Annotated in this window: 16 protein-coding genes and 1 pseudogene; 12 read left to right on the top strand and 5 right to left on the bottom strand. The window is 64.8% G+C overall.

What is annotated here, in order from left to right; all coding sequences use genetic code 11:
* Positions 1-66 precede the first annotated feature (66 nt).
* From DQW50_RS13810 to DQW50_RS13790, 5 genes are all read left to right on the top strand, one after another.
* A complete protein-coding gene (locus DQW50_RS13810; RefSeq protein WP_112079855.1) occupies positions 67-1,686 on the top strand; it encodes a Na+/H+ antiporter NhaC family protein in 1,620 nt (539 codons plus the stop codon).
* Positions 1,687-2,234: 548 nt separating this feature from the next.
* Positions 2,235-3,989 (top strand): DNA polymerase/3'-5' exonuclease PolX, encoded by a 1,755-nt coding sequence (gene polX, locus DQW50_RS13805; protein WP_112079854.1) that lies wholly within the window; start codon positions 2,235-2,237, stop codon positions 3,987-3,989.
* Positions 3,990-4,517: a Mut7-C RNAse domain-containing protein gene (locus DQW50_RS13800; RefSeq protein ID WP_112079853.1), complete on the top strand. Its 528-nt coding sequence runs from the start codon at positions 3,990-3,992 to the stop codon at positions 4,515-4,517.
* 74 nt (positions 4,518-4,591) lie between these two features.
* Positions 4,592-5,305, top strand: a complete 714-nt coding sequence (locus DQW50_RS13795; protein WP_112079852.1) for a hypothetical protein — start codon at positions 4,592-4,594, stop codon at positions 5,303-5,305.
* Positions 5,306-5,383: 78 nt separating this feature from the next.
* Positions 5,384-6,538, top strand: coding sequence for a pyridoxal phosphate-dependent aminotransferase (locus DQW50_RS13790; RefSeq protein ID WP_112079851.1), 1,155 nt, complete (start codon positions 5,384-5,386; stop codon positions 6,536-6,538).
* Between the two features lie 31 nt (positions 6,539-6,569).
* On the opposite strand, the gene DQW50_RS13785 is transcribed toward DQW50_RS13790, so the two are convergent.
* Positions 6,570-8,663 (bottom strand): glycoside hydrolase family 15 protein, encoded by a 2,094-nt coding sequence (locus DQW50_RS13785; RefSeq protein WP_112079850.1) that lies wholly within the window; start codon positions 8,661-8,663, stop codon positions 6,570-6,572.
* Positions 8,664-8,767: 104 nt separating this feature from the next.
* Between DQW50_RS13785 and DQW50_RS13780 the strand changes: the two genes are divergently transcribed.
* Positions 8,768-11,011 carry an alpha-amylase family glycosyl hydrolase gene (locus DQW50_RS13780; protein WP_112079849.1) on the top strand — a complete coding sequence of 748 codons (2,244 nt, stop codon included), beginning with the start codon at positions 8,768-8,770 and terminating at the stop codon, positions 11,009-11,011.
* Between the two features lie 67 nt (positions 11,012-11,078).
* A complete protein-coding gene (locus tag DQW50_RS13775; RefSeq protein ID WP_112079848.1) occupies positions 11,079-12,212 on the top strand; it encodes a TrmB family transcriptional regulator sugar-binding domain-containing protein in 1,134 nt (377 codons plus the stop codon).
* A 10-nt stretch (positions 12,213-12,222) separates the two neighbouring features.
* Here DQW50_RS13775 and DQW50_RS13770 read toward each other — a convergent pair whose 3' ends face one another.
* The 3 genes and pseudogenes from DQW50_RS13770 to DQW50_RS13760 all read right to left on the bottom strand — a co-directional run bounded on the left by DQW50_RS13770 (position 12,223) and on the right by DQW50_RS13760 (position 15,675).
* Positions 12,223-12,714 carry an HPP family protein gene (locus DQW50_RS13770; RefSeq protein WP_112079847.1) on the bottom strand — a complete coding sequence of 164 codons (492 nt, stop codon included), beginning with the start codon at positions 12,712-12,714 and terminating at the stop codon, positions 12,223-12,225.
* Positions 12,715-12,802: 88 nt separating this feature from the next.
* Positions 12,803-13,717, bottom strand: a complete 915-nt coding sequence (locus DQW50_RS13765) for a serine/threonine-protein kinase RIO2 (protein WP_112079846.1) — start codon at positions 13,715-13,717, stop codon at positions 12,803-12,805.
* Between the two features lie 284 nt (positions 13,718-14,001).
* Positions 14,002-15,675: pseudogene (locus tag DQW50_RS13760) on the bottom strand (transposase).
* A 154-nt stretch (positions 15,676-15,829) separates the two neighbouring features.
* Between DQW50_RS13760 and DQW50_RS13755 the strand changes: the two are divergent.
* Positions 15,830-16,822, top strand: a complete 993-nt coding sequence (locus tag DQW50_RS13755) for a hypothetical protein (RefSeq protein ID WP_112079845.1) — start codon at positions 15,830-15,832, stop codon at positions 16,820-16,822.
* 365 nt (positions 16,823-17,187) lie between these two features.
* On the opposite strand, the gene tnpA is transcribed toward DQW50_RS13755, so the two are convergent.
* Positions 17,188-17,595 carry an IS200/IS605 family transposase gene (tnpA, locus tag DQW50_RS13750; RefSeq protein ID WP_112079844.1) on the bottom strand — a complete coding sequence of 136 codons (408 nt, stop codon included), beginning with the start codon at positions 17,593-17,595 and terminating at the stop codon, positions 17,188-17,190.
* A 44-nt stretch (positions 17,596-17,639) separates the two neighbouring features.
* Here tnpA and DQW50_RS13745 point away from each other — a divergent pair, with 44 nt between their 5' ends.
* From DQW50_RS13745 to DQW50_RS17640, 4 genes are all read left to right on the top strand, one after another.
* A complete protein-coding gene (locus tag DQW50_RS13745) occupies positions 17,640-18,944 on the top strand; it encodes an RNA-guided endonuclease TnpB family protein (RefSeq protein WP_112079843.1) in 1,305 nt (434 codons plus the stop codon).
* Between the two features lie 110 nt (positions 18,945-19,054).
* Positions 19,055-19,627 (top strand): hypothetical protein, encoded by a 573-nt coding sequence (locus DQW50_RS13740; protein ID WP_241964434.1) that lies wholly within the window; start codon positions 19,055-19,057, stop codon positions 19,625-19,627.
* A gap of 215 nt (positions 19,628-19,842) precedes the next feature.
* Positions 19,843-20,664 carry an IS5 family transposase gene (locus tag DQW50_RS13735; protein WP_112079841.1) on the top strand — a complete coding sequence of 274 codons (822 nt, stop codon included), beginning with the start codon at positions 19,843-19,845 and terminating at the stop codon, positions 20,662-20,664.
* An 82-nt stretch (positions 20,665-20,746) separates the two neighbouring features.
* Positions 20,747-21,139 carry a hypothetical protein gene (locus tag DQW50_RS17640; protein ID WP_127341338.1) on the top strand — a complete coding sequence of 131 codons (393 nt, stop codon included), beginning with the start codon at positions 20,747-20,749 and terminating at the stop codon, positions 21,137-21,139.
* Positions 21,140-21,323 lie beyond the last annotated feature (184 nt).

Below are 21,323 nucleotides of genomic sequence, written 5' to 3'. Positions count from 1 at the left end.
GCCGAGAACCGACCCGATCGACGGGGGTCGTCGTCTCGAAACGCGCCACAGTGTGGAGGGTGACGAATGACGGGCGGCGAGACCTTCGGGGCGATATCGGTCGTCCCGCCGCTCCTGGCGATCGTGCTGGCGATCGTTACCCGCCGGGCGATCCTCTCGCTGTTCCTCGGGATCTGGTCCGGGGGGATCATCTTCACGGGGAGCCTCGGGGTCATCCAGACACTCAACTGGACGGTGTCGTCGCTCGGCGAGAGCCTGTTCAACGCCAAGATCCTCACCATCGTGATGTTCCTCGGCGGCGGGGTCGCGATGATCTGGCGGCTCGGCGGGGCGAAAGCCATCGGGAACGCCGCCACCTCCCGGCTCAACTCCCAACGGAAGGTCGGGCTCGCGACGTGGATCTTCGGCATGCTCTGGTTCTTCGGGGACTACTCCAACACCGCCATCGTCGGCACGACGATGCGGGACATGGCCGACGAGATGCGGATGTCCAGAGAGAAGCTGTCGTACATCATCGACTCCACCGCCGCGCCGGTGGCGACGTTCGGCATCTCCAGCTGGGTCGTCTACCAGCTGAGCATGATCCGCGAGGGGTACGACTCCGCCGGGATCGAAGCGGGGGTCGACGCGCCCGGAGCGTTCAGCCTCTTCCTCCAGAGCATCCCGTTCAACATGTACTGTCTGTTCGCCATCGTGATGGTCGGGATCATCGTCATCACGCGGCGCGACTTCGGCGAGATGCTCGACGCCGAACACCGCTCGTGGCAACACGGGAAGGTGCTCCGTGACGACGCCGTCCCGATGCAGAGCGCCGAGGACAGCCTCGGAGATATGGTGACGGACTCGCCGCAGCTCCGGTACTTTTTCCTCCCCGTCGGATCGCTCATCGCCGTCGTCTTCGCCGGCTCCGCCTACACCGGCATCCAGGGGGCCGGCGCGAACGCGGAACTGATCGACATCGTCGGCAACGCCGCGTTCGTCGACGCGCTGTTGTGGGGTTCGTTCTCGATGGTCGCGATGGGCCTCATCTCCGGGTTCTTCGGCGGTCTGATGGACCTCGAGGAGGCGATGGAGACGATCATCGACGGGTTCAGCATGATGATCACCGCGGCGTCCATCCTCGTCATGGCGTGGACCATCGGCACCGTCACGACCGAACTCGGCACGGGGATCTACGTGACGAGCGTCGCGGAGACCATCGTCACCCCGACGCTGTTGCCCGTCGTCATCCTGTTCGCCTCGGCGGTGATCGCCTTCTCCACCGGGACGTCCTGGGGGACGATGGCCATCGTCACGCCGATCGCCATCCCGCTGGCGTGGAGCATCGGTAACTCCACGCCCGAACTCCTGCCGGTCGCGGTCGGGACCGTCTTCAGCGGCGCCATCTTCGGCGACCACTGTTCGCCCATCTCGGACACGACGATCCTGGCGTCGACGTTCACCGGGGCGGACCACATCGACCACGTCCGGACGCAGATGTACTACGCGGTGACCGTCCTCGTCGTCGCCGCGACGCTGTTGACCGTCTGGGGCGCGACCCGGATCACGCCGCTGGTCCTCCTGCCGATCGGCGTCGGCCTGCTCTACGGGCTCGTCTACGGGATCTCGGAGTTCGACGCCAGCCGCAAGGACCTCGTGCCGCAGGCGGTGCGGACCGAACAGCAGAGTTCGCCGTCCGACGACTGACGGCGCTCGTCGAACAGCCGGTTTTTTTTTGAGTCGAGGAACGTCTCGGAGCCGTTCGTGGCGATCCGGTGCCTCGTGAACTCGTGAATCGACCGATGGAGGCCGGCCGTTAATAGTACGGTCGTTTGGATGGGGATCGGGTCAGTGAGTACGGGAGCGTTGCCGACACGGTAAACACCTCCAAAGCCCCAGCCGCGAGGAGGCCGTACGCTCGCTGCGCTCCTCACTCGGTCGCTATCGCTCCCTCGTTGCGGTGCTTGTGTCGCCTACGGCCTCCTCGCGACTGCCCCTTTGAGTCCCACCCCGCACAGCCCCGCACCTCACGCCTCCCCAGCCTCGGTCTCGGTAACCCGCCGGAACCGCCGGCGGGTCACCTCGATCTCCCTCGCGCGGTTCTCCGAGCGCCGCGGCCGCGGCGCTCGGAGGCACGCGCCACCGCACTACAAGTGATCGTTCTGAGGCTGTACTGAGCGATTCCCCCCGTGACGGATGCGCGACCGACCATCCGGCCGACAGTATAAGACCCGTCCGGCCGAACGATCCCCCGAATGAGCCGGAACGACGAGATCGCGTCGCTCCTCGAGGAGTTCGCGGACCGACTCGAGGCGACGGGCGTGGAGTACAAGCCCGCGGCGTATCGCCGCGCCGCCGATAACGTCCGCGAGCACCCGACCCCGATCGAGGACCTCACAGCCGACGGCGAGGCGGCCGTCGCGGAGATAGACCGCGTCGGCGACGCCATCGCTGCGAAGGTCGTCGAGTACTTCGAGACGGGCGAGATCGAGGAGTTGGAGGAGCTCAGGTCGGAGCTCCCGGTCGACATGGCGGCGCTGACGGCGATCGAGGGCGTCGGCCCGAAGACCGTCGGGACGCTCTACGAGGAACTCGGCATCACGACGCTCGACGAGATGGAGTCAGCCGCCGAGGCCGGCGAGATCCGCGAGGTGAAGGGGTTCGGCGCGAAGACGGAGGAGTCGATCCTCGAGAACGTCCCCTTCGCGCGCGAGTCGCGGAAGCGGACGCGCCTCGGTGACGCCCGCCCGGTCGCCGACGACGCCCTCGCGTACCTCGCGGACGTCGACGGCGTCTCCAGAGTCGAGGTGTGCGGGTCGATCCGGCGGTGGAAGGACACCATCGGCGACATCGACCTCCTCGTCGCGAGCGACGAGCGCGAGCCGATCGTCGACGCCTTCGTCGACTGGCCGACGGCGGACGCGACGATCGAGGCCGGCACCGGGAAGGCGAGCGTCCGCGCGGACGGGACCCGCGTCGACCTGCGGGTCGTCGACGACGCGGAGTTCGGCGCGGCCCTCCAGTACTTCACCGGGTCGAAGGCGCACAACGTCGCGGTCCGCAACCGCGCGATCGACCGCGGGCTCAAGCTCAACGAGTACGGCCTGTTCGACGTGAGCGACGTGGCGGACCCGGACGCCGGCCGGCGGGTCGGCGACCGGGTCGCCGGCGAGACCGAGGCGGGCGTCTACGGGGCGCTCGACATGGCGTTCGTCCCGCCGGAACTCCGCGAGGACGCGGGCGAGATCGAGGCCGCTGTCGCCGGCGACCTCCCCGAACTCGTCGCTCTCGACGACCTGCGCGGCGACCTCCACACCCACACCGACTGGTCAGACGGTAGGGTCACGATCGCGGAGATGATCACGGCCGCGGCCGACCGCGGGTACGAGTACCACGCCGTCACTGACCACGCCGCCGGGCCGGGCGTGTTCGGGAACGTCGGGCTCGACGAGGCCGAGATCGACGAACAGGCGGTTGCGGTCGCCGAGGCTGTCGACGCCGTCGACGCCGAGATCGAGGTGTTTCACGGGATCGAGGCCAACATCGACGCCGAGGGGGGGCTCGCCACCGACGACGCGACGCTCGCGACGCTCGACATCGTGGTCGCCTCCCCGCACTCGGCCCTCGACGCGGACCCCGACGCCGCCACCGAGCGGCTCGTCCGGGCGGTCGAACACCCGGAGGTCGATATCCTGGGCCATCCGACCGGTCGGCGGATCAACGAGCGGCAGGGGCTCGACCCGGACATGGACGCGGTCGCGGCAGTGGCCGCCCGCGAGGGCGTCGCGATCGAGGTGAACGCGAACCCCGCCCGCCTCGACGCCGACGGGAGCGCCGTCCGCGTAGCCGTCGACGCGGGCGCGACGGTCGCGGTGAACACGGACGCGCACACGCCCCGCGAACTGGACAACGCCCGGTACGGCGTCCACACCGCCCGTCGCGGCTGGGCCGAGACTGCCGACGTACTCAACACGTACTCGGTCGACGAACTCCGCGAGTTCCTCGGGTAGATGTGCGGCTCCGACGTCGACGCCGAATCGAACGCCGACCGCGTCGGGGCTCACGCCGACGCCCACGCCGACCGGCCGCGCGTCCTCCTCGACGTGATGTGCGGCAAACTCGCGACGTACCTCCGGTTCTGTGGATACGACGCGGCGTACGCGCTCGACGAGGGGATCGAGGACGACGACCGGATCGCGGCGCGTGCGACCGCCGAGAACCGGCTGTTGATTACCCGCGATCGCGACCTCGCCGCCGCCGTCGACGAGTCGTTGCTCCTCACCGAACGCGACGTGCTCGACCAGCTCCGCGAGGTCTCCGACGCCGGCTACGCCGTCAGGACGGCGTCGGAACCGACCCGCTGTGGTGCCTGTAACGGCCCGCTCGAACGAGCCGATTCCACCGACGACCCTCCAGCATACGTCCCCGACGACCCGCCCTCCGGGCGTCGCTGGCGCTGTGCCGACTGCGGGCAGTGGTTCTGGAAGGGCGGCCACTGGGAGTCGGTCGCCGGGCGCGTGGCGGGGATCGCCGAGTAGGGGATCCGCCGGCGTTCGCGGGTCGGGTCCCGCGAGCGCAACCCGTATGAGCCCGCCGCCCGTACCGCGGGTCGATGGAACTGGACCGGGCGGTCGACCGGTTGGAGACGATCGTCGACCGCGTCGAGGAGGAGGAGATGCCCGTGCCCGTCCGGGAGGTGTGGGCGTTCGGCGACGTGGCGCTCGGGCTCGACCCGATCGACCGGCTCGACGTCTACCTCACGAAGGACGTCCTGATGGCGAGCGACGCGGACGCCGCGACAGCCTTCGAGGCGGAGTACGGGATCAAGGGCGTCGGCACGACGGTCCGCGCGTCGTGGGCGGAGGCACATCCGGACCGCGTCCGCGCCAGCGACAACGGGTACGCCGCCCCGGAGAAGTGTCTCGCGGCGGAACTGCTCGCCGTGCCGGAAGCGGACGGCGAGCCGCCCGGCGACGATCGCACTGCCGCCGACCCTGCCGCCGGCGACGTTCCCGACGTCCCGGTCCACCTCGAGGTGTGTAACGCGAGCTTCGGCGACAACGTGACCCAGCGGCTGAAGGGCGCGCTCGCGAGGGAGGCGTACGGGGAGGTTCTCGACCCCCGCGGCGTCTGTCTCTGGGCGGACGGCCGCCGGGACGACGAGGCGTTCGATCGGCTTCGGGCGGGATCGTTCGCGATGCCGACGTTGTCGACTGCGCTCTCGACGCTCGGCGTCGACGACGACGTCGCCGGGGCGGTCGCGGACGCGCTCACGACCGAGCGTGCCGACCAGGAGGGCTCGTCGGTGCGTGGCGACATGGTGTGACTGTCGGCCGCGGAGCCCCCCAAATCTCACGATTTCCGCGACCCAACCCCTTTTGGGACGGATCGCCGTGGGGACGGTATGCCAACGCCGACCGACCGCGTCCGGGACGCGGACCGATCGAGCATCCGCGTAATGTACGACCTCGCACAGGAACGGGGCGGCGATCTCGTCCGACTCGAGGTCGGCGAGCCCGACTTCGACACGCCCGACCACGTGATCGACGCGGCCGCGGAGGCCGCCCGCGGCGGCGCCACCCACTACACCGCCAACGCCGGGACGCCCGCCTGCCGACGCGCGATCGCCGACACGCTCGCGCGCGACTACGGCGTCGAACACGACCCCGACGAGGTCGTCGTCACGGTCGGCGGGATGGAGGCGCTCCACCTTGCCACGCTCGCCACCGTCTCGCCGGGCGAGGAACTGCTCGTCCCCGGGCCGACCTGGCCGAACTACGCGACGCAGGCGCGGCTCGCGGACGGGACGTTCCGGGAGGTGCCCATGCCCGCGGAGACCGGGTTCGCCCTCGACGCGGACCGCGTCGTCGACGCGATGAGCGACGACACCGCCGCGGTCGTGCTCACGACGCCCTCGAACCCGACCGGCAGGGTCTTCGACCCCGAGGAGTGCCGGGCGGTCGTCGAGGCTGCGGCCGACCACGACGCCTACGTGATCGCCGACGAGGTGTACCTCGGGCTCACCTACGACGGGCCCGCGGAGGGGATCGCCGCCTACACCGGCCACCCGGACCACGTGTTGACGGTCGGCTCCTGCTCGAAGCGGTACGCCATGACCGGCTGGCGGCTCGGCTGGCTCGCCGGCGACGACCACGTGATCGACGACGTGACCCGGGTCCACGAGTCGACGACCGCCTGCGCGTCGAGCGTCGCCCAGCACGCGGCGGTCGCCGCGCTCACCGGCCCGCAGGAACCCTACGAGGAGATGTACGACGCCTTCCGTGAGCGCCGGGACCTCGTGGTCGACCGCGTCGCGGGGATCGACGGCCTCTCGTGTCCCCGGCCGGAGGGCGCGTTCTACGCCTACCTCGACCCCGGGCTCGACGCGCCCGCGATCGACGTCGCGAAACACCTGCTAACGGAACACGGCGTCGTGCTCGCGCCCGGCGACGGCTTCGGCGACTCGACGCCCGGCCACCTCCGGCTCTCGTTCGCCAACTCCGCCGAGCGGATCGAGGAGGGGTTCGACCGGATCGAGGCCGGGCTGGCCGAGTTCTGAGTCGGTTCTTCAGTCGTCCTGAGTCGGTTCCTCAGTCGTCGGCGGGCACGGGCTCCGCCGTCAACATCCCGCGCGCGTCGAGCGTCCCGACCGTCGCCAGCCGGATGGCGTGTGGCCACCCCAGCGGCGTGGCGCTGTCGGGCGTCCCGTCGTCGAAGAACTGCTCGGGGAGGTACCCGGTCGGCTCACACAGCGGGCCGTCCGGCGAGACGACCCCGAGCAGGTCGCGGGCGCGTTCGGCGAACCGCTCCGCCCGGGGATCCTCGTGGTCGGCGAGCAGGGCGGCCGTCTCCGCGCAGGCGTGTGCGCCCCACGCGGTCGAGACCGTCCACACCTTCTCGACCGGCTGGTCGACGCGCCGCCAGCCGTCGCCCTCGTAGCGGAACAGCCCCGACACGTCGTCCGTCTCGCGGGCCAGCCCGTCCACGACGCGCTCGACGTGTGAGACCAGCCGATCGAGTCGTCCGTCGTCGACCGCGCCGCTCCCGGCCTGGGGAGCGTCACCGAGCGCGTCGTACGCGTGGTGCGCGCTCGCGAGCGCGAGCGTCGCGGAGTCGAGCCGGTCGTCGACGTCGCCGTGAACCGTCTCGCGGAGCGCGTAACACCCCCGATCCGGAACCCAGAGGTCGTCGAGCGCGTCGTACACCTCCCGGGCACGCCGTCGGGCGTGGTCGGCGGGCACGTCGTCGAACCGGCCGTCGGCGTCGCCGGCGAGCCCCGCGCCGTGACGCGCGAGCGTGCTGTACGCCTCGAGGAACGTCGCGGCCGTGTGCGTGAACCGGCCGACGGAGTCCTCCCAGGCGTTCTGACAGACGACGGGACGCCCGTCGTCCGCGAGGGTCGAGTCGAGGCTCGCGAGCGCGTCGACGAGGGCCGGATCGAGCCCGTCGACGTCGACGTCGCGCCCCCGTGCCCGGGCGAGGAACGCGATCACGCTGCCGGTCTGGTCGGCCTGGTAGTCCACGTCGGGGCCGTCCTCGATGCGCGCGTTCGCCCACCCGGGCGCGAGCGCGCCGTTCCGCGGCCAGACCCGGTGGGGCCAGGAGCCGTCGGGGCGCTGGGCCTCGACGTACATCCGCGCGGACCGGGCGTGCCAGTCGTCGAGCCCGAGGCCGAGCCGGTCGTCCGACTCGAGGAGGAACGTCGAGATCTCGGCGTCGTCGCGGAACCAGGTGTAGCCGTAGCCACCCGAGTGCTGGTAGTGTGGGTCGAAGTCCGGCCCGGCGATCCGCAGGCCGCTCTCCGCCGACAGCAACGACAACACCCGCAGGTCCGCGACGACCGACTCCCGCTCGGGCATCGAGGCCGACACGGTCGGGGTCGTGTCGGCGGCGGCGGCGGCCAGCGCCTCCGGGGAGTCGAGTTCCGCGAACAGCGTCGAGAGGCGGCTCCGCGCCGTCTCGCGGTTCGTCTCCGAGCGGTCCGTGAGGAGGGTTCCGAGGGTCGCCGTGGCGTCCTCGACGGGGGCTTCGACGACGACCTCCCCGGAGAGCCGCTCCTCGTCGTAGCGGGCAGCGTCGCGGTCGCGCGGGAGGTCGATCGGCGCGTCGTCGAGGACCTCGGGGAACGTAGGCGGAAGCTGTCCGCGGAGGTCGTCGAAGCCGGTGGCGCTCGCGAGGAAGTCGTGTTCGTCGGCGTGGTACACCTCGACCGCGTCGTCGTAGCGGAGCTGTCCCACGTGGTCGTCGCGGCCGTCGGGGGCGAAGGCCGCGTACGCGACGAGCGCGAAGTCGTCCGCGTCGCGGTCGGCGTCCGGGTCGGGCTCGACGGTCGCGTGTGTGAGGTGGGCGTCCCCGACCGCGAGGTCGTACCGGCGCACGGTCGCGCGGTCGGTCCCGTGGACCGTCTCGACGAGCGGCGTGTCGTCGACGTACCGCTGACGCGCCCGCGACGGGTCGAACCAGGTCACGTCGCCGTCGACGGCCAGCCCGAACCGCGAGCGGGTGAGCCCGCTCATGCCGGTGAGCGGGTACCCGAAGTCTCGGAGTCCGCCGTCGGGGGCGACGTGGACGAGCCGGCCGTCACCGCCCGTGAACCGTCCCGTGACGGTGCGTCGCTCGCCCGGGAAGCGCCGGTTGTGGCCCGCGTTTCGCTTGTAGTCGTCGAGCGCGTCGCGTAGTTGCATTGGTCGCGAGGACGTGCCGGCCACGAATGAATCTTTGGTGAAATAGTCAATCATAATTTGTTCACGACGGAAACGCTCAAGCGAGTCCGCCCCAGGATGGAGGTATGTACGAGCCCGGACCGCCGCGGGCGACGAGCGTCGGGCGGTCGGTCGAGTTGGCCCCGCGCGACCCGGACCCGTCGGGACGGTACGAGTGGACGCTCCTGGAGGCGCCCGCCGACAGCGACGCCGCTAGCACGACCGACAGCGACGTCGACGGGACCGGCGACGACCCCGTCCTCCGGCCCGGCGAGACGGGCCGGCCGGACGACCCGGTCGTCCACCTCCATCCGGATGCGCCGGGGACCTACGTCCTACAGCTCGACGCGCCCGACGGATCGCACCGCCAGCGCGTGCGTGTCTTCCCGGACGAGCGCCGCGAGACCGAGGTCCGCGTGCCCGCGAGCGGCCTCCCGGTCGCGGACGACGCGGTCGAGCGGGTCTCCCTGCTCTGGCGACACAACGACCGACTGCTCGCGCGCGACCGTCCGACGCGCGAGGACGACGAGTGGGTCTACCGGACCCGCCTCCCACCGGGCCGTCACGGCGTCGGGTTCGTCGCCAACGACGACCGGGGGAACGAACGCCACGTCGTCCACGAGGTCGACGGTCCGGGTCGTCCCCGGCTCTCGTTCGACGGCCGGGTCGAGACGACGGCGGACGACGTGTCCGGCGAGGACGCCGCCGACCGCCGCCTCGTCGTCGAGGCCGACGTCGGCGTTCCGCCGGGGTCGGGGACGGACCCGGCCGACGTCGACGTGACCTTCCTCGTCGACGACCGGGACGCGGACCCCGCCGACGTCGAGCGCATCGAGGCTCGCTCGGACGGCCACGCGCTCGCCGTCCCGCTCCGGGAGCTGGACGGGATCGAGGGTGAACTCCGGATCCACGCCGTCCCGCACGCGGAGCGACACGGGGCGATGGCGACGGTTCGGGTCGAACCGGACGGCGGAGCCGGCGGGGACGGGTCGACGTGGGGGGCGTCCTCCACGGTGGTGAACCCACACGCCCGGCCGGCGTGGGCGGCGTCGCCGACGGTGTACGAGGTGTACGTCCGGTCGTTTGCGGGCGACACGCTCCCGACGACGTTCCGGGAGATCGAACGCCGGGTCCCCTACCTCGAGAGCCTCGCCGTCGACGCGCTCTGGTTGACCCCCGTGCTCGCCTCGCCGACCGAGCACGGCTACCACGTCACCGACTACTTCGAGACGGCAGACGACCTCGGGTCGCGGGCGGCGTTCGAGTCGCTGGTCGACGCCTGCCACGACGCCGGGATCCGGGTCGTCTTCGACCTGGTGATCAACCACACCTCCCGCGACCACCCGGCGTTCCAGCTTCACTCGGCCGGCCTGCCGGACTACGCCGACCGCTACCGCCGGGCCGACGCCGCGGTCGACGTGACGGGGATCGACTGGGCCGTGCTCCCCGCGGGCGAGGTCCCGGAGTACCGCTTCGACTGGGGGCGGATCCCGAACCTGAACTACGACGACCCCGCCGTCCGGGCGTGGATGCTGTCCGTCGTCGACGAGTGGGCGGCCGTCGTCGACGGCTTTCGTGCGGACGTGGCCTGGGGCGTCCCGCACGGGTTCTGGAAGGAGGTCGCCGACCGCGTCCCGGACGACGTCCTGCTCCTCGACGAGACGCTCCCGCACGACCCCTTCTACGGCGAGGGCGAGTTCCACCTCCACTACGACACCTCGCTGTACGGGACGTTGAACGCGGTCGGGGCCGGACGGGAGCCGGCCGACGCGGTCGCGGACGCACTCGAGCGCACGCGGTGGCTCGGGTTCGACGATCCGGGCGCACAGCTGCGCTACGTCGAGAACCACGACGAGGACCGCTACCTGACGAGCCACGGCGAACCGGCGCTACGCGCGGCCACTGCCGTGACGTTCACGCTCCCCGGCGCGCCGATGGTGTACGCGGGACAGGAACGGGGCAACGAGACGACCCGCGGGCCGTTCCGCTGGCACGACGGCGACACCGCGCTCACCGAGTTCCACCGACGGCTCTCCGCGCTCAGGGCCGCCGAACCGGCGCTCCGCGTCGGTGCGGTCGACTTCGAGGCCGGCTCCGGAGCGACCGAGGTCATCGCCGGCGACCCCGACCGCGTGACCGCGTACGAACGGACGGCCGGATCGGAGGCCGGCGACGGGGGGACCAGTCCCCGCGACCGCCTGCTCGTTGTCGTGAACTTCGCGGACTCGCCGGCGACCGTGGACGTACCGGAGCGGGTCGACCGCGACCTGTTTGCCAACGAGCCGGTCGACGGTGCGGTCGTCGTCGAGAGTGTCGCCGTCCTCGCGTGAGGTGACCGATCTGACCGGCATCGACCACCACCGACCGGTATAAGTGCCCCGTCTACCCCTTCGACGTATGGACGACCGGACGCTGACGGACCTCCTCGGCCGGTTCGGGCTCTCCGGGAAGGAGATCGACACGTACCTCTCCCTCCTCGAACACGGCGAGGCGACGGCCAGCACGGTCGCCGACGCCGCGGGCGTCTCGAAGCGCTACGTGTACAGCGTGAGCGAGTCGCTCGCGGACCGCGGGTTCGTCGAGGTCCACGACCACGCGGTGCCGACGACGATCCGCGCGAACCCGCCAGAGGAGGTGATAGGCCGGCTCCGGTCCGATGCGGACGCGATCCGGCCCGGACTCGAGGAGCGCTACTCTCGGGTCGAACGCGAAACCGAGCAGTTCGAGGTGGTCAAATCACGCGTCACCGTTCTAAAGCGGATCCGGTCGCTCCTCGAGGACGCCGACGCGGAGGTGACGCTCTCGCTCCCGGCGAAACACCTCCCTGCGGTCCGGGACGGGCTGGCGGACGCGGTCGACCGCGGCGTCCTCGTACTGCTCGTCGTCACCGACGCCGAGGACCTCGACGGGAGCCGGGACGTCACCGCCGTCGCCGATACCATCGACGAGGACGAGACCATCGACGAGGACGAGACCATCGACGAGGACGAGCCTATCGCCGACGACGGGCCGATAGCCAGCGTCGTCCGGACGTGGGAGGAGGCGATGCCGACGATGCTCACCGTCGACTCGGCGCGGGGGCTCGTCGCACCGCCGGAGCTGTTACGCCGGTCGGATTCCGACCGCCAGGCGATCGTCTTCGCCCAGGAACAGCTCTCCCCCGTGATAACGGGGTCGTTCATGGGAAACTACTGGCCCGTCGCCGCCGAGGCGACCGTCGCCGAGCCGGCTCCGTTGCCGGCCGAGTACGCGGCGTTCAGACACGCGGTGTTCCAGGCGACACGACACCTCCGGAGCGGCACGTCCCTCCGAGCGACGGTCGCCGGCCGGCGGACGCCCGACGACGAGGCGGTCGAGGTGTCCGGGCGTGTGGTCTCCGTCACCCAGGGGATGGTCGAGCCGACGAACAACGCGTTCCCGGTCCAGCACTCCCTGACCGTCGAGACCGACGACGGGACCGTCACCGTCGGCGGACGGGGGGCGTTCGTCGAGGACGTGGAGGCGGAACTCGTCGGGCTCGACGCCGAGTGAGGTCGACAGCTCAGATCCGCCTGTCGCGGAACGCGCGGACCACGTCCTGTCGGGCGATGAGTCCCACCAGGACGCCGTCGTCGTCGACGACCGGCAGGCGGTTGATGTCCGGGTCGTCGCCGGAGAGCAGTTCGAGCACCTCGTCGACGTCGGTGTCGGGGGTGACCGTCGCGGGATCGGTCGTCATCACCTCGGTGATGGGCCGGTCCGCATTGCGCATGAGGTCGATCCCCATGTCGAGGTCGCCCCAGGGCGGTTTCACCTGATACGTGAGCGTGTCGACGAACGGCGGGAGCCCGATCGGGATCCACAGCGTCTCCTCCTCCGGTTCGAACAGGTCGACGAGGTCCGACTCCGTGACCACGCCCACCACCCGACCGTCGTCGTCGACCACCGGAAAGCCCGAGAAGGGGTTGCGGGCGAACTTGTGGAAGACGTCGCTCACGTCGGCGTCCGCCGGGACCGTCCTCACGTCCTCGACCATCAGGTCGCGTGCGTTCATACCCGGTCCTCGTGGCCGCGGGTGGTAGGCGTTACGACGTGGGCGGCGAGGGACGGCGTCGATCGAATTTCATATCGCAGTATTCACTTTATTTTTTGTCGAACGCCCGGACCGTCTCGAAGGAGCCGTCGGCGATCGCGTCGGCGATCGCGGCGGTATCGGTCTCGCGGTCGATCTCGTGTGGGTACTTCCGTCCGAAGTACCGCAGGAGGTTGGCCACGTCGCGTTCGAGGAACTCGCGGGCGTTCTCGTGGTCCGTCGGGACCGCTTGCGGCCAGTCGAACACCGTGATCCCCTCGTTGGCGACCGCGACGTTGTGTTCGGACATGTCGGCGTGGACCCAGCCGAGTTCGTGGACGGTCACCAGCTCGCGGTAGATCAGGTCCAACACGCCCCCAGCCTGTTCGGGTTCGAGCTTCGCGCGGGCGAGCTCCACGCCGGGGAACTTGTCCATCACGATGGCGTGGCGGTTGTGATCGACCGGACGGGGGACGGACACGTCGGGATACAGCGACTCCATCGCCTCGTACTCGCGTTCGGCCGCCTTGCGCGCGGTGTACATCCAGGAGACGTGGTCGCGGTCGGCGGTGTACTCGCGTTCGCGGTTGACCGCCCGGAAGTTGGTGTACCCCTCGCGGTGGTACTTCAACGCGAGCGGCTTGAACGACTGGACCTCGTAGACGTCGCCCTCCTTGCCGAGCCCGAGCGGGGAGCCCACGCCGTCTATCGTCCCGCGCTCGGAGAACGTCCGGAGCGCGAGCGCGTCGTACCCCTCGAAGGTGAGCTGGTACCCCTCGTACTGGATCGTCTTCCGTTCTATCAGCTCGCGATCGAGACACCGGTCGATCCGGTAGTCTATCTCCTCCGGCGTCAGGTCGGCGTAGTCCGGGAGCGTGTCGCGGCGCACCCACTCGGAGAAGCGCATCCCCTGCTCGACACCCGAGAGGAGGTAGAAGTCCTCGGGCGCGAGTTCCGCCATATCGCCGGCGACGTTGCGTACCATACGGGCTCTACTCCGGGGATTCCTAAAAGGGACGCGCGTCGGGGCGTCCCGAATGATAAACCACATTTCACGATATAAAATACGTCGTTCGGGGAAGTTGAGACTACGGCGGCTATAGCACCGCTGGTATGTACGATATCAGCCGAACCACCGAACTTGACACGGTTCACACTCGGGTCGGGACATCACTTCCAGTTAGTATCCCAACTAGAACTGCGTATCTGAACAGATCAGAACAGCGCTGCCGCTCGTTACCCCTGTTCTCACTAGCTCAATATCAGCGATTACCCGACTCCAGTTTCCTTCTTCAACAGTGTGAGCGTATTGTCCGCAGTCACAATCGGAGAATGCTCGTACTCACCCGTCAACTCGACTTGTACGAGGAGGTCGACGGCCCGCCAGATTGAGTACAGCAGACAGGCGAACGCAAAGTAGAAGAATCGCAGTACGAAGTTCTTCGAGGTTGTCGCGGCCATGAACCGCTTAATGCTCCGGTAGTCGCTCTCGCTCTCCCAGCGATAGCCGTACTCACTCAGCAGTCCCACATTACCGTTGCACATGAACACCGAATACTGCCGGTGGTCAGTGTGTTCAGAATTCTCGTTTCGACGGTACACGAGCGTCGTCTGGTGCCACTCATTCTTGCCCAAGTGGAGCTTACGGTCGTTCACGTATCGATCTGTCTCACTTTCAAGAGCCGTTTCGCCTGGGCTCTCTCGCTCGTGTGCATCCGCTTTGGAACGACGTACGTGAGCCCGCGTTGGCTAATCATTTCCAAGACGTGTTGGCTGTCGAATTCTCTGTCCATCAGCACGCTGTCAACGTGGACGAGGTCCTCAGCCGAGTCAAGTAGATCCTCGACGATTTCGAGCCGACTCTCGCCACGCCGCACCGGCCTTGCGTCTAAGACAATCGGGACCGCATTACCGACGAGCTGGACGGTCGCCCACTGATAGGCGTATTCGTCGGTCTTCTCTTTTGTCCCGATGATCTCATCTTCGTGACCTGTTCTATCACCGGTGAAGGGCTCAGCTTCAGTGATGTCGATGGCCACGATTCCGGCTCGGAAGAACTGCTCTGTCTCCGCGACTTCATCCAGTAGCCGTTTCACGGCCTGGCGGTACATCTCACGAATCTCCGCTATCGAGAGGTCACGAATCTGATCACGATGGGCGTGTCCCAGCGGTGTCCGACTACGCGTCGACTCGTAAATGAAGCTCCGAGCCCCCTCATTGGCAGCTAAGTTCTCGCGGAGGCAGAGATAGGTCTGTAAGTCCCAGTAGGCATTCTCGTGGATCTCACAACCCTCTCCGCGATCCATCGAGAACGCCGGGAAGACAACGCGACTGACGTGATCCGTGATCGTTCCCGCCTGTTCCAGCACGGTCTGCTCGTCCGGATCGGAGTCTCCGGTACTGTCTCCTCGCTGAGGGAGCGTCCTGTCCGGGTCACGCGGAACGCTCACACCCGCGTTTTGGGCATTGATCAGGGCCGTCTGGGCAGCCGTCTCAACCGTCTCGTAACTCACCCGTGAAGCGCTCGTGCCAGCTACGCCAGAGCGTCGACTGATTCGGAACGCTCTCGAGTCCGAGTTGCTCACGCAATTCAGGGTGGCACTCGAGGAATCCGACGAGTGCTGTCTCGTGGTCCCATCCGTGGAGTTCTTTCAACATGAACACTCGAAAGAGGGTGTCCATCTCGTAGCTCGTCGATCCCGCATAGCGGTCATGGGTCTCGAATTTGAAGTAAGCGAGCGGTAGCGAACAGACGAACTTTTCGACCGAGTTGTGGCTCTCGTGGCTGAACCACGTCTCCGAAATCGTCCGAACATCTGATTCCAGTCCCGCGAGCGACGTTCGGTCATACAGTGGTGTCGAATCATACGCCGGCCACTCGACGTACGATCGCTGAGCGATACGTCGAAAGATCGTTCGACGAGACTCGGGAGTCGAAGCCACTACGAGATACTGACTCCGACACGCAGAAGTCCTCGTCCATCTCGATAAGAGACATCGAGATTGGGGAAGGTCGGTACTCGCTAGGGGAGAGAGATTAGTTCCGAAATCCGGCTCCAGAGGGAACACATTTCCTTCACATGCCTCTAGTCGGACTATGGCTCACGAGTGCGACGATTGCGGGGAGTCGTTCGAGACACTCACTCGTCTCCGACTTCACGACTGTGGCGATGTCCAATCGGACACGTTCTCAACCTCGACCGATTCGGGGAGGTCTAAATCTGACTCATCTACAAGCGAAAAACGGAACAAGGAGGTTGCCGAACTCGATAACCTGCTTGATCGTTTCTCCGACGGTGACGTGGATGCTCTACACTACGCAGTCGTCGAATTCGAAGCAGCACTCTCGACTGCAGTCGAGGAAGACAGCAGTGGAGACACGTTTCGGGACGTGTTCTGGCCATACTACGAGCGCGTCAGCAACGAACTCGACGATGCAGCGAGAGTACACGGTTGGCCATTCCTTGCGGATGTAATCGATGCGCATGAGCCCACTGGGAAGGACAAATTTCCGCTCGTCACGCCCACAATAGCAAACGCTGTCGGGCGATATCTTATTCGAACGCGGATAACCGATGGTGTCGAGGCGATTCCGGTCAAGGCACTCGAATACCTGAACACTGTCGCGGTCAACGCTCCCGAAAGCGACGATGTCGCGCGCGAGGAAGTCCATGCCTATGGGTGGGGAATCGGACATCCAAACCACTCGGTCGTCGACCAGCTCCACGCCCGTACGACGGAGGACATCTTCTCCGTCAACCCAACAGTCGAACACGCCTTCTACGCTGACCAGTACGCTGCCGTCGACCTACTTGAACAGCTGGTACGAGACGAATCGATCAATGGGACGCTCCCTCGCGTCACCCGTGACGATATGCCATATCGTCGCTACCTGCTCGACTGCGTCTACGGACTGAAAACAGACAGCCACTGGCCGGGGATGCCACGGTACTACGACTGGTACGATGAGTTGGATTACGCCTTCGAACTCGACGAGACAGTCGAACAGCGCATCCGCGACCTCGTCGAAGAGATGGGCTTCGATGCAGATCTCTCGAATGACTGGACGTTCCGCGATCTCGGTATTTGAAGGAAGTAACAGTACGCTTTCCCCGCCGCCCGACATACTGGCTGGTACTGGCGTTCAGCGTCACGTAGCACGTGCTCTTCAAGGAATAAGAACTCCTGGCTCTGTTGAAATCCTATTCTTCAGATATATTCCCGCCTGAAACAGCTGGTCGATGAGAACTGCGTACTGAGCGATGACCCGCTATCGATCAAAGGTAGTAGTGGGCCTTCAGTTGTGATCTGCTAGATTCACCTTACAGGCAGTTTATCAGTCGTTTCTAGCGGTTCAGCGTTGAAGCGGCAGTAGTCTTATTTGTGAAGAACGCGGGCATCTAAACGAAAAACAGCGCGAGTTCCCCGCCCCACCGTGGGCGGGGGTGAAGCGCGTCACTCTGGCGCGTGTTCCGTCTCTTCGATATACCGTTCAACCACTTCTTCCGACACCGCTCCCGTCGTTCCCACGTAGTACCCGACCTTCCAGAATCCACCACCCCAGAAATACGCCTCCCGAATCTCGGGATACCGCTCCAGCAAGTGCTTACCCGAGTACGACTTGAATTGCCGAGCAATGTCCGCCGGACTGTGATTCGGGTCTGTTTGCACGAACAAGTGTACGTGGTCGTCCGCGATCTCCAACGCCAGAATTTCGTGACCGAAGTGGTCGGCAGTCTCACCAAACAACTCTCGCACATCGTCCTCCACTACATCGAGAATAGGGTGGCGATACTTCGGACACCAGACGAAGTGATACTTACAGGAACTAACCGAATGTGCGTGACTACGGTACTTTTCCATCCCTAACCCCTGAATTTATGATAGTCTGAAATGATTGTCAAAGCATGGGTGAGGAAGCTACGAAGACGATTCAGACGCGTCTTCACATAGCGTCTGGTGAACGGTCGTGGCTTCACGACGCTCACCTCGCCTCACGCGAAATCTTCAACGAGACCATCCGCCTCAAACAGCAAGGGTACAATCGCACCGGGATACAGAAGGAGGTTGACCGCGACGACTTCTTGCGGAACAACAAGTGCGCGGTCGTCGGCAAAGCACTCCAAACGTGGGACTCCTACCAATCGCTCAAAGAGTGGTGGGAAAATCAAGACGACCCCGATGGCGGCAAGCCGACGCCGCCGAGTACGGACAAATCTGGTGCGTATCCACTCGTGATGGCGCACACGGAAGGCTACCGCCTCACCGTGGACAACGACACGAACCGCGTCCAGTTCCGCATCAGCCCAAAACCCTACAAGAAGGTGAGGGGTCATCTGCGCGGCGAGCCGGACGCGATGGACGAACTTCGAGATGCCCTCACGTCGGATGAGGTGGATGTGGGGCAGGCCGAACTCCTGTACCGCAATGGCGTGTACTCCCTACACGTCACGGTCACACGCGAGTTCGACGTGCCCGAACCCGACACCGCCGAAACGCTGGTTGGCGTGGACATCAACGAGCGCAACGTCGCACTCACCGCGCTTGACCGCGAGACGATGCAGACGAAAGGTACACTCGTCCTCGATTACGGACGAGTCAAGCAGGAACGCCAACGCTACCACACTATCACCACTCGCTGTCAAGAACACGGCAAAACGAGCATCTACCACACACTCGGTGACAAGGAGGAGCGGTTCACCGAGTGGGTGTTGCATCGGCTTTCCCGTGCTGTTGTGGAGTTCGCAGAGCAGTACTCGAATCCGGTTATCGTGTTCGAGGACATGAGCGGCATCCGGGGCGAAATCAAGTACGGGGCGTATATGAACCGCCGATTGCACAAACTGCCGTTCCACAAGTTCGAGAAGTTTGTCTCGTACAAGGCGACATGGCGAGAGATTCCCACGGATACGGTGGATGCGTACTATAACTCGCAGACGTGTTCGTGCTGTGGTGAGCGTGGAGATCGGCAGGGACGGCGGTTCCGTTGTCCGAACGAGGAGTGTGACGTGGTGCAAGACCACGCTGACCGGAATGCATCAGTGAACATCGCGTGGCGTGAGAAGGCGAAACTCGATGGGAACACAACGAATTACCGGACTCACAAAACCCAGCCGCAAGTACGGTTGGTGCGTCTGTCCGGGTCGGGGCGCGTAAGCCGCCCACCCTCATCCCGCTCGCTTGCCGAGCAGGGAGTGCTAGCGCACGGCTGAGGGAATTACAAAAAGCCTCGGGCCACCGCGCCCGAGGCTGTTTACTAATGTCAAACGGGAGTAAGCCCAGTGGAAGTGAACGACTCGCTCAGATGTTAGGAGAGGTGGATATGGACGAATTAGAGGAGGCTATCAAAGCCAGGATGGAGACCACCAAGAAGGCGAGCGGTTTCCACGAATCCGTTGACGGACCGGACGACGAAACGAAATACATCCTGGATAAAGACGGACTTCCGTCGGACCGATACCACGAATTCGCACGAACGATTACGGAAGCAGTTCTGGACGTAAATCCTCGGAAAGTAGCCACAGTCGGAGTTCACGGGATAGATGAATTTCTCCGGAATCGGAATGAAGAGGCCGTCAAGACGCTCCTAGAAAGTGAAATCTCGTACGTCGAGAGCGAGTACAATGATGGAACGATTCAGGGGCGATGCGCTACGACCCCAGATGTAGTCGAAGCCGTGCTGTCGTTGTATATTCCTGGTCTGACACACGCATACTTCTTAGATAGCGAAGGTGAGGCGATTGCGGCACGCTTTGACGACACCTTACAGTATTATTGGTTGTCCGAACGCGCATATCGACAGCTTGGCGAACGGTTGAACCCTGATCTGTTCTCGGCAGTCATGACTCAGAAAGAGTTGGAACAGATAATAGAAAGAGAACGTCAGGATAGGTAGATCACCAGTGTTGATCGGAACTGGTAGAAATCATCAGTCTCTAAGGATTTCAACAGAGCCACACAATTGGTTTATGCCAGTCCAACCTTGCTGTAACGCCTGTACAGGTATACTCGCCCCGCTGGAATCGTAACTAACTGTACAGCCGAAAATACGAACGAACGGCTCTGTTGAAATCCTCAGAGAGTTACATATTCAGCCTGTAATTCGACGAGATGAAATCCCTCCCGAAGTCGCAGATTCTCCGGTTTACTGAAAAGGCAATCCATCTGGCCCGCCGAGCCGTCTCTCAATACTCATCAAAGTTCTCCAAACACCGCTACACACTTCCGCAGCACGTTGTTCTGCTGTGTCTCAAAGTGCGGAAGAACACGACCTATCGTGGTCTGCTTGACGAACTGATCGAGATGCCACGAATCCGTCGAACTCTCGGCTTATCTGAACTTCCTACGCCTTCAACGCTCTGTAAGGCGTTCAACCGGCTTGATATGGCTGTGTGGCGTGTTATATTGACTCTCTCTGCGACGCTACTCCCGACGAGCGGAGTTGTTGGAGTTGATGCGTCAGGATTTGACCGCAGTCACGCGTCAAAACACTACACAAAACGGGCCGAACTCACGATTCAGCAGTTGAAGGTTACGTTGCTGGTCGATGCGAAAGTGAACGCAGTCCTCGATTTACACGTGACGACGACTCGGAAACACGATAGCCAGATCGCTCCATCGTTGATCAAGCGCAATCCCGAGGATATTGACATTTTGCTCGGTGACAAGGGCTACGACGACCAGAAAATCAGGCGGCTTGCCCGGCAACACGAGGTTCGGCCACTAATTAAGCATCGTGAGTTCACACCACTCCACCGAGCATGGAACGCGCGCTTAGATACTGATCTCTACGGCCAGCGGAGTCAATCAGAGACGGTTAACTCAACGCTCAAGCGGAAGTACGGTGCGTTCGTCCGATCACGACGCTGGTGGAAGCAGTTCCGTGAACTTACTATCGCTTGTCTCATTCACAACATCGACCGATCACTCTGAGCGGTCAATACAGGGGCCTCACGAATCGCTCAGTACAATATTCGGAGAAAGCATATACGGTCTCATATTCACAGTTTTTTGTATGAACCGCAGACGGCTTCTGATATACTGCGGAGTTGCCGCTGGTATTAGTGGGTGTATGGGTCAAGAGACGAAGCCTGCCCGAAACGGTGACAATAACTCTACGGACAACAATAGCGAAGCGGACGAAGACCCCCCGTCACACAGAATTACCGTATCAGTAGCGACAAACGATATTGATGAAGGTAGTGTTCGATGCCAGTTTGCGGAGCTTCCCGCCGGAGCACAGGAAGAGGTTAAGAATGCGATAGGTGATCTACGGTCCAACTCCGAAGAGACGGGACACTACACCACATATGAGCGACCGGAGCTGTTGGACACGGATTGCTATGCTGTGTATATCCACTACGAAAACCAGTATTACTTCACCGAAGTTGACGCACTCGGTGGGTAGTTAGAACGGTTTCTATTGGTGATCTGGACTCTGTTGAAATACTCTGTAAGCGACTCTCATCGACCGGCTGTTTCAGGTGAGAATTTGTCTGAAGAAGAGGATTTCAACAGAGCCTGCCTCTCGAAAATTCATCCGATACAGATGTCTGATAACTCCGACGACACTGGGGGAGAACGGGTCGTCT

The organism is Halorubrum sp. 48-1-W (genome assembly GCF_003287355.1).
In the GTDB taxonomy this organism is placed as follows: domain Archaea; phylum Halobacteriota; class Halobacteria; order Halobacteriales; family Haloferacaceae; genus Halorubrum.
The sequence above is the reverse complement of the archived record's forward strand: the minus strand, read 5'-3'. Positions and strand labels throughout refer to the sequence as shown.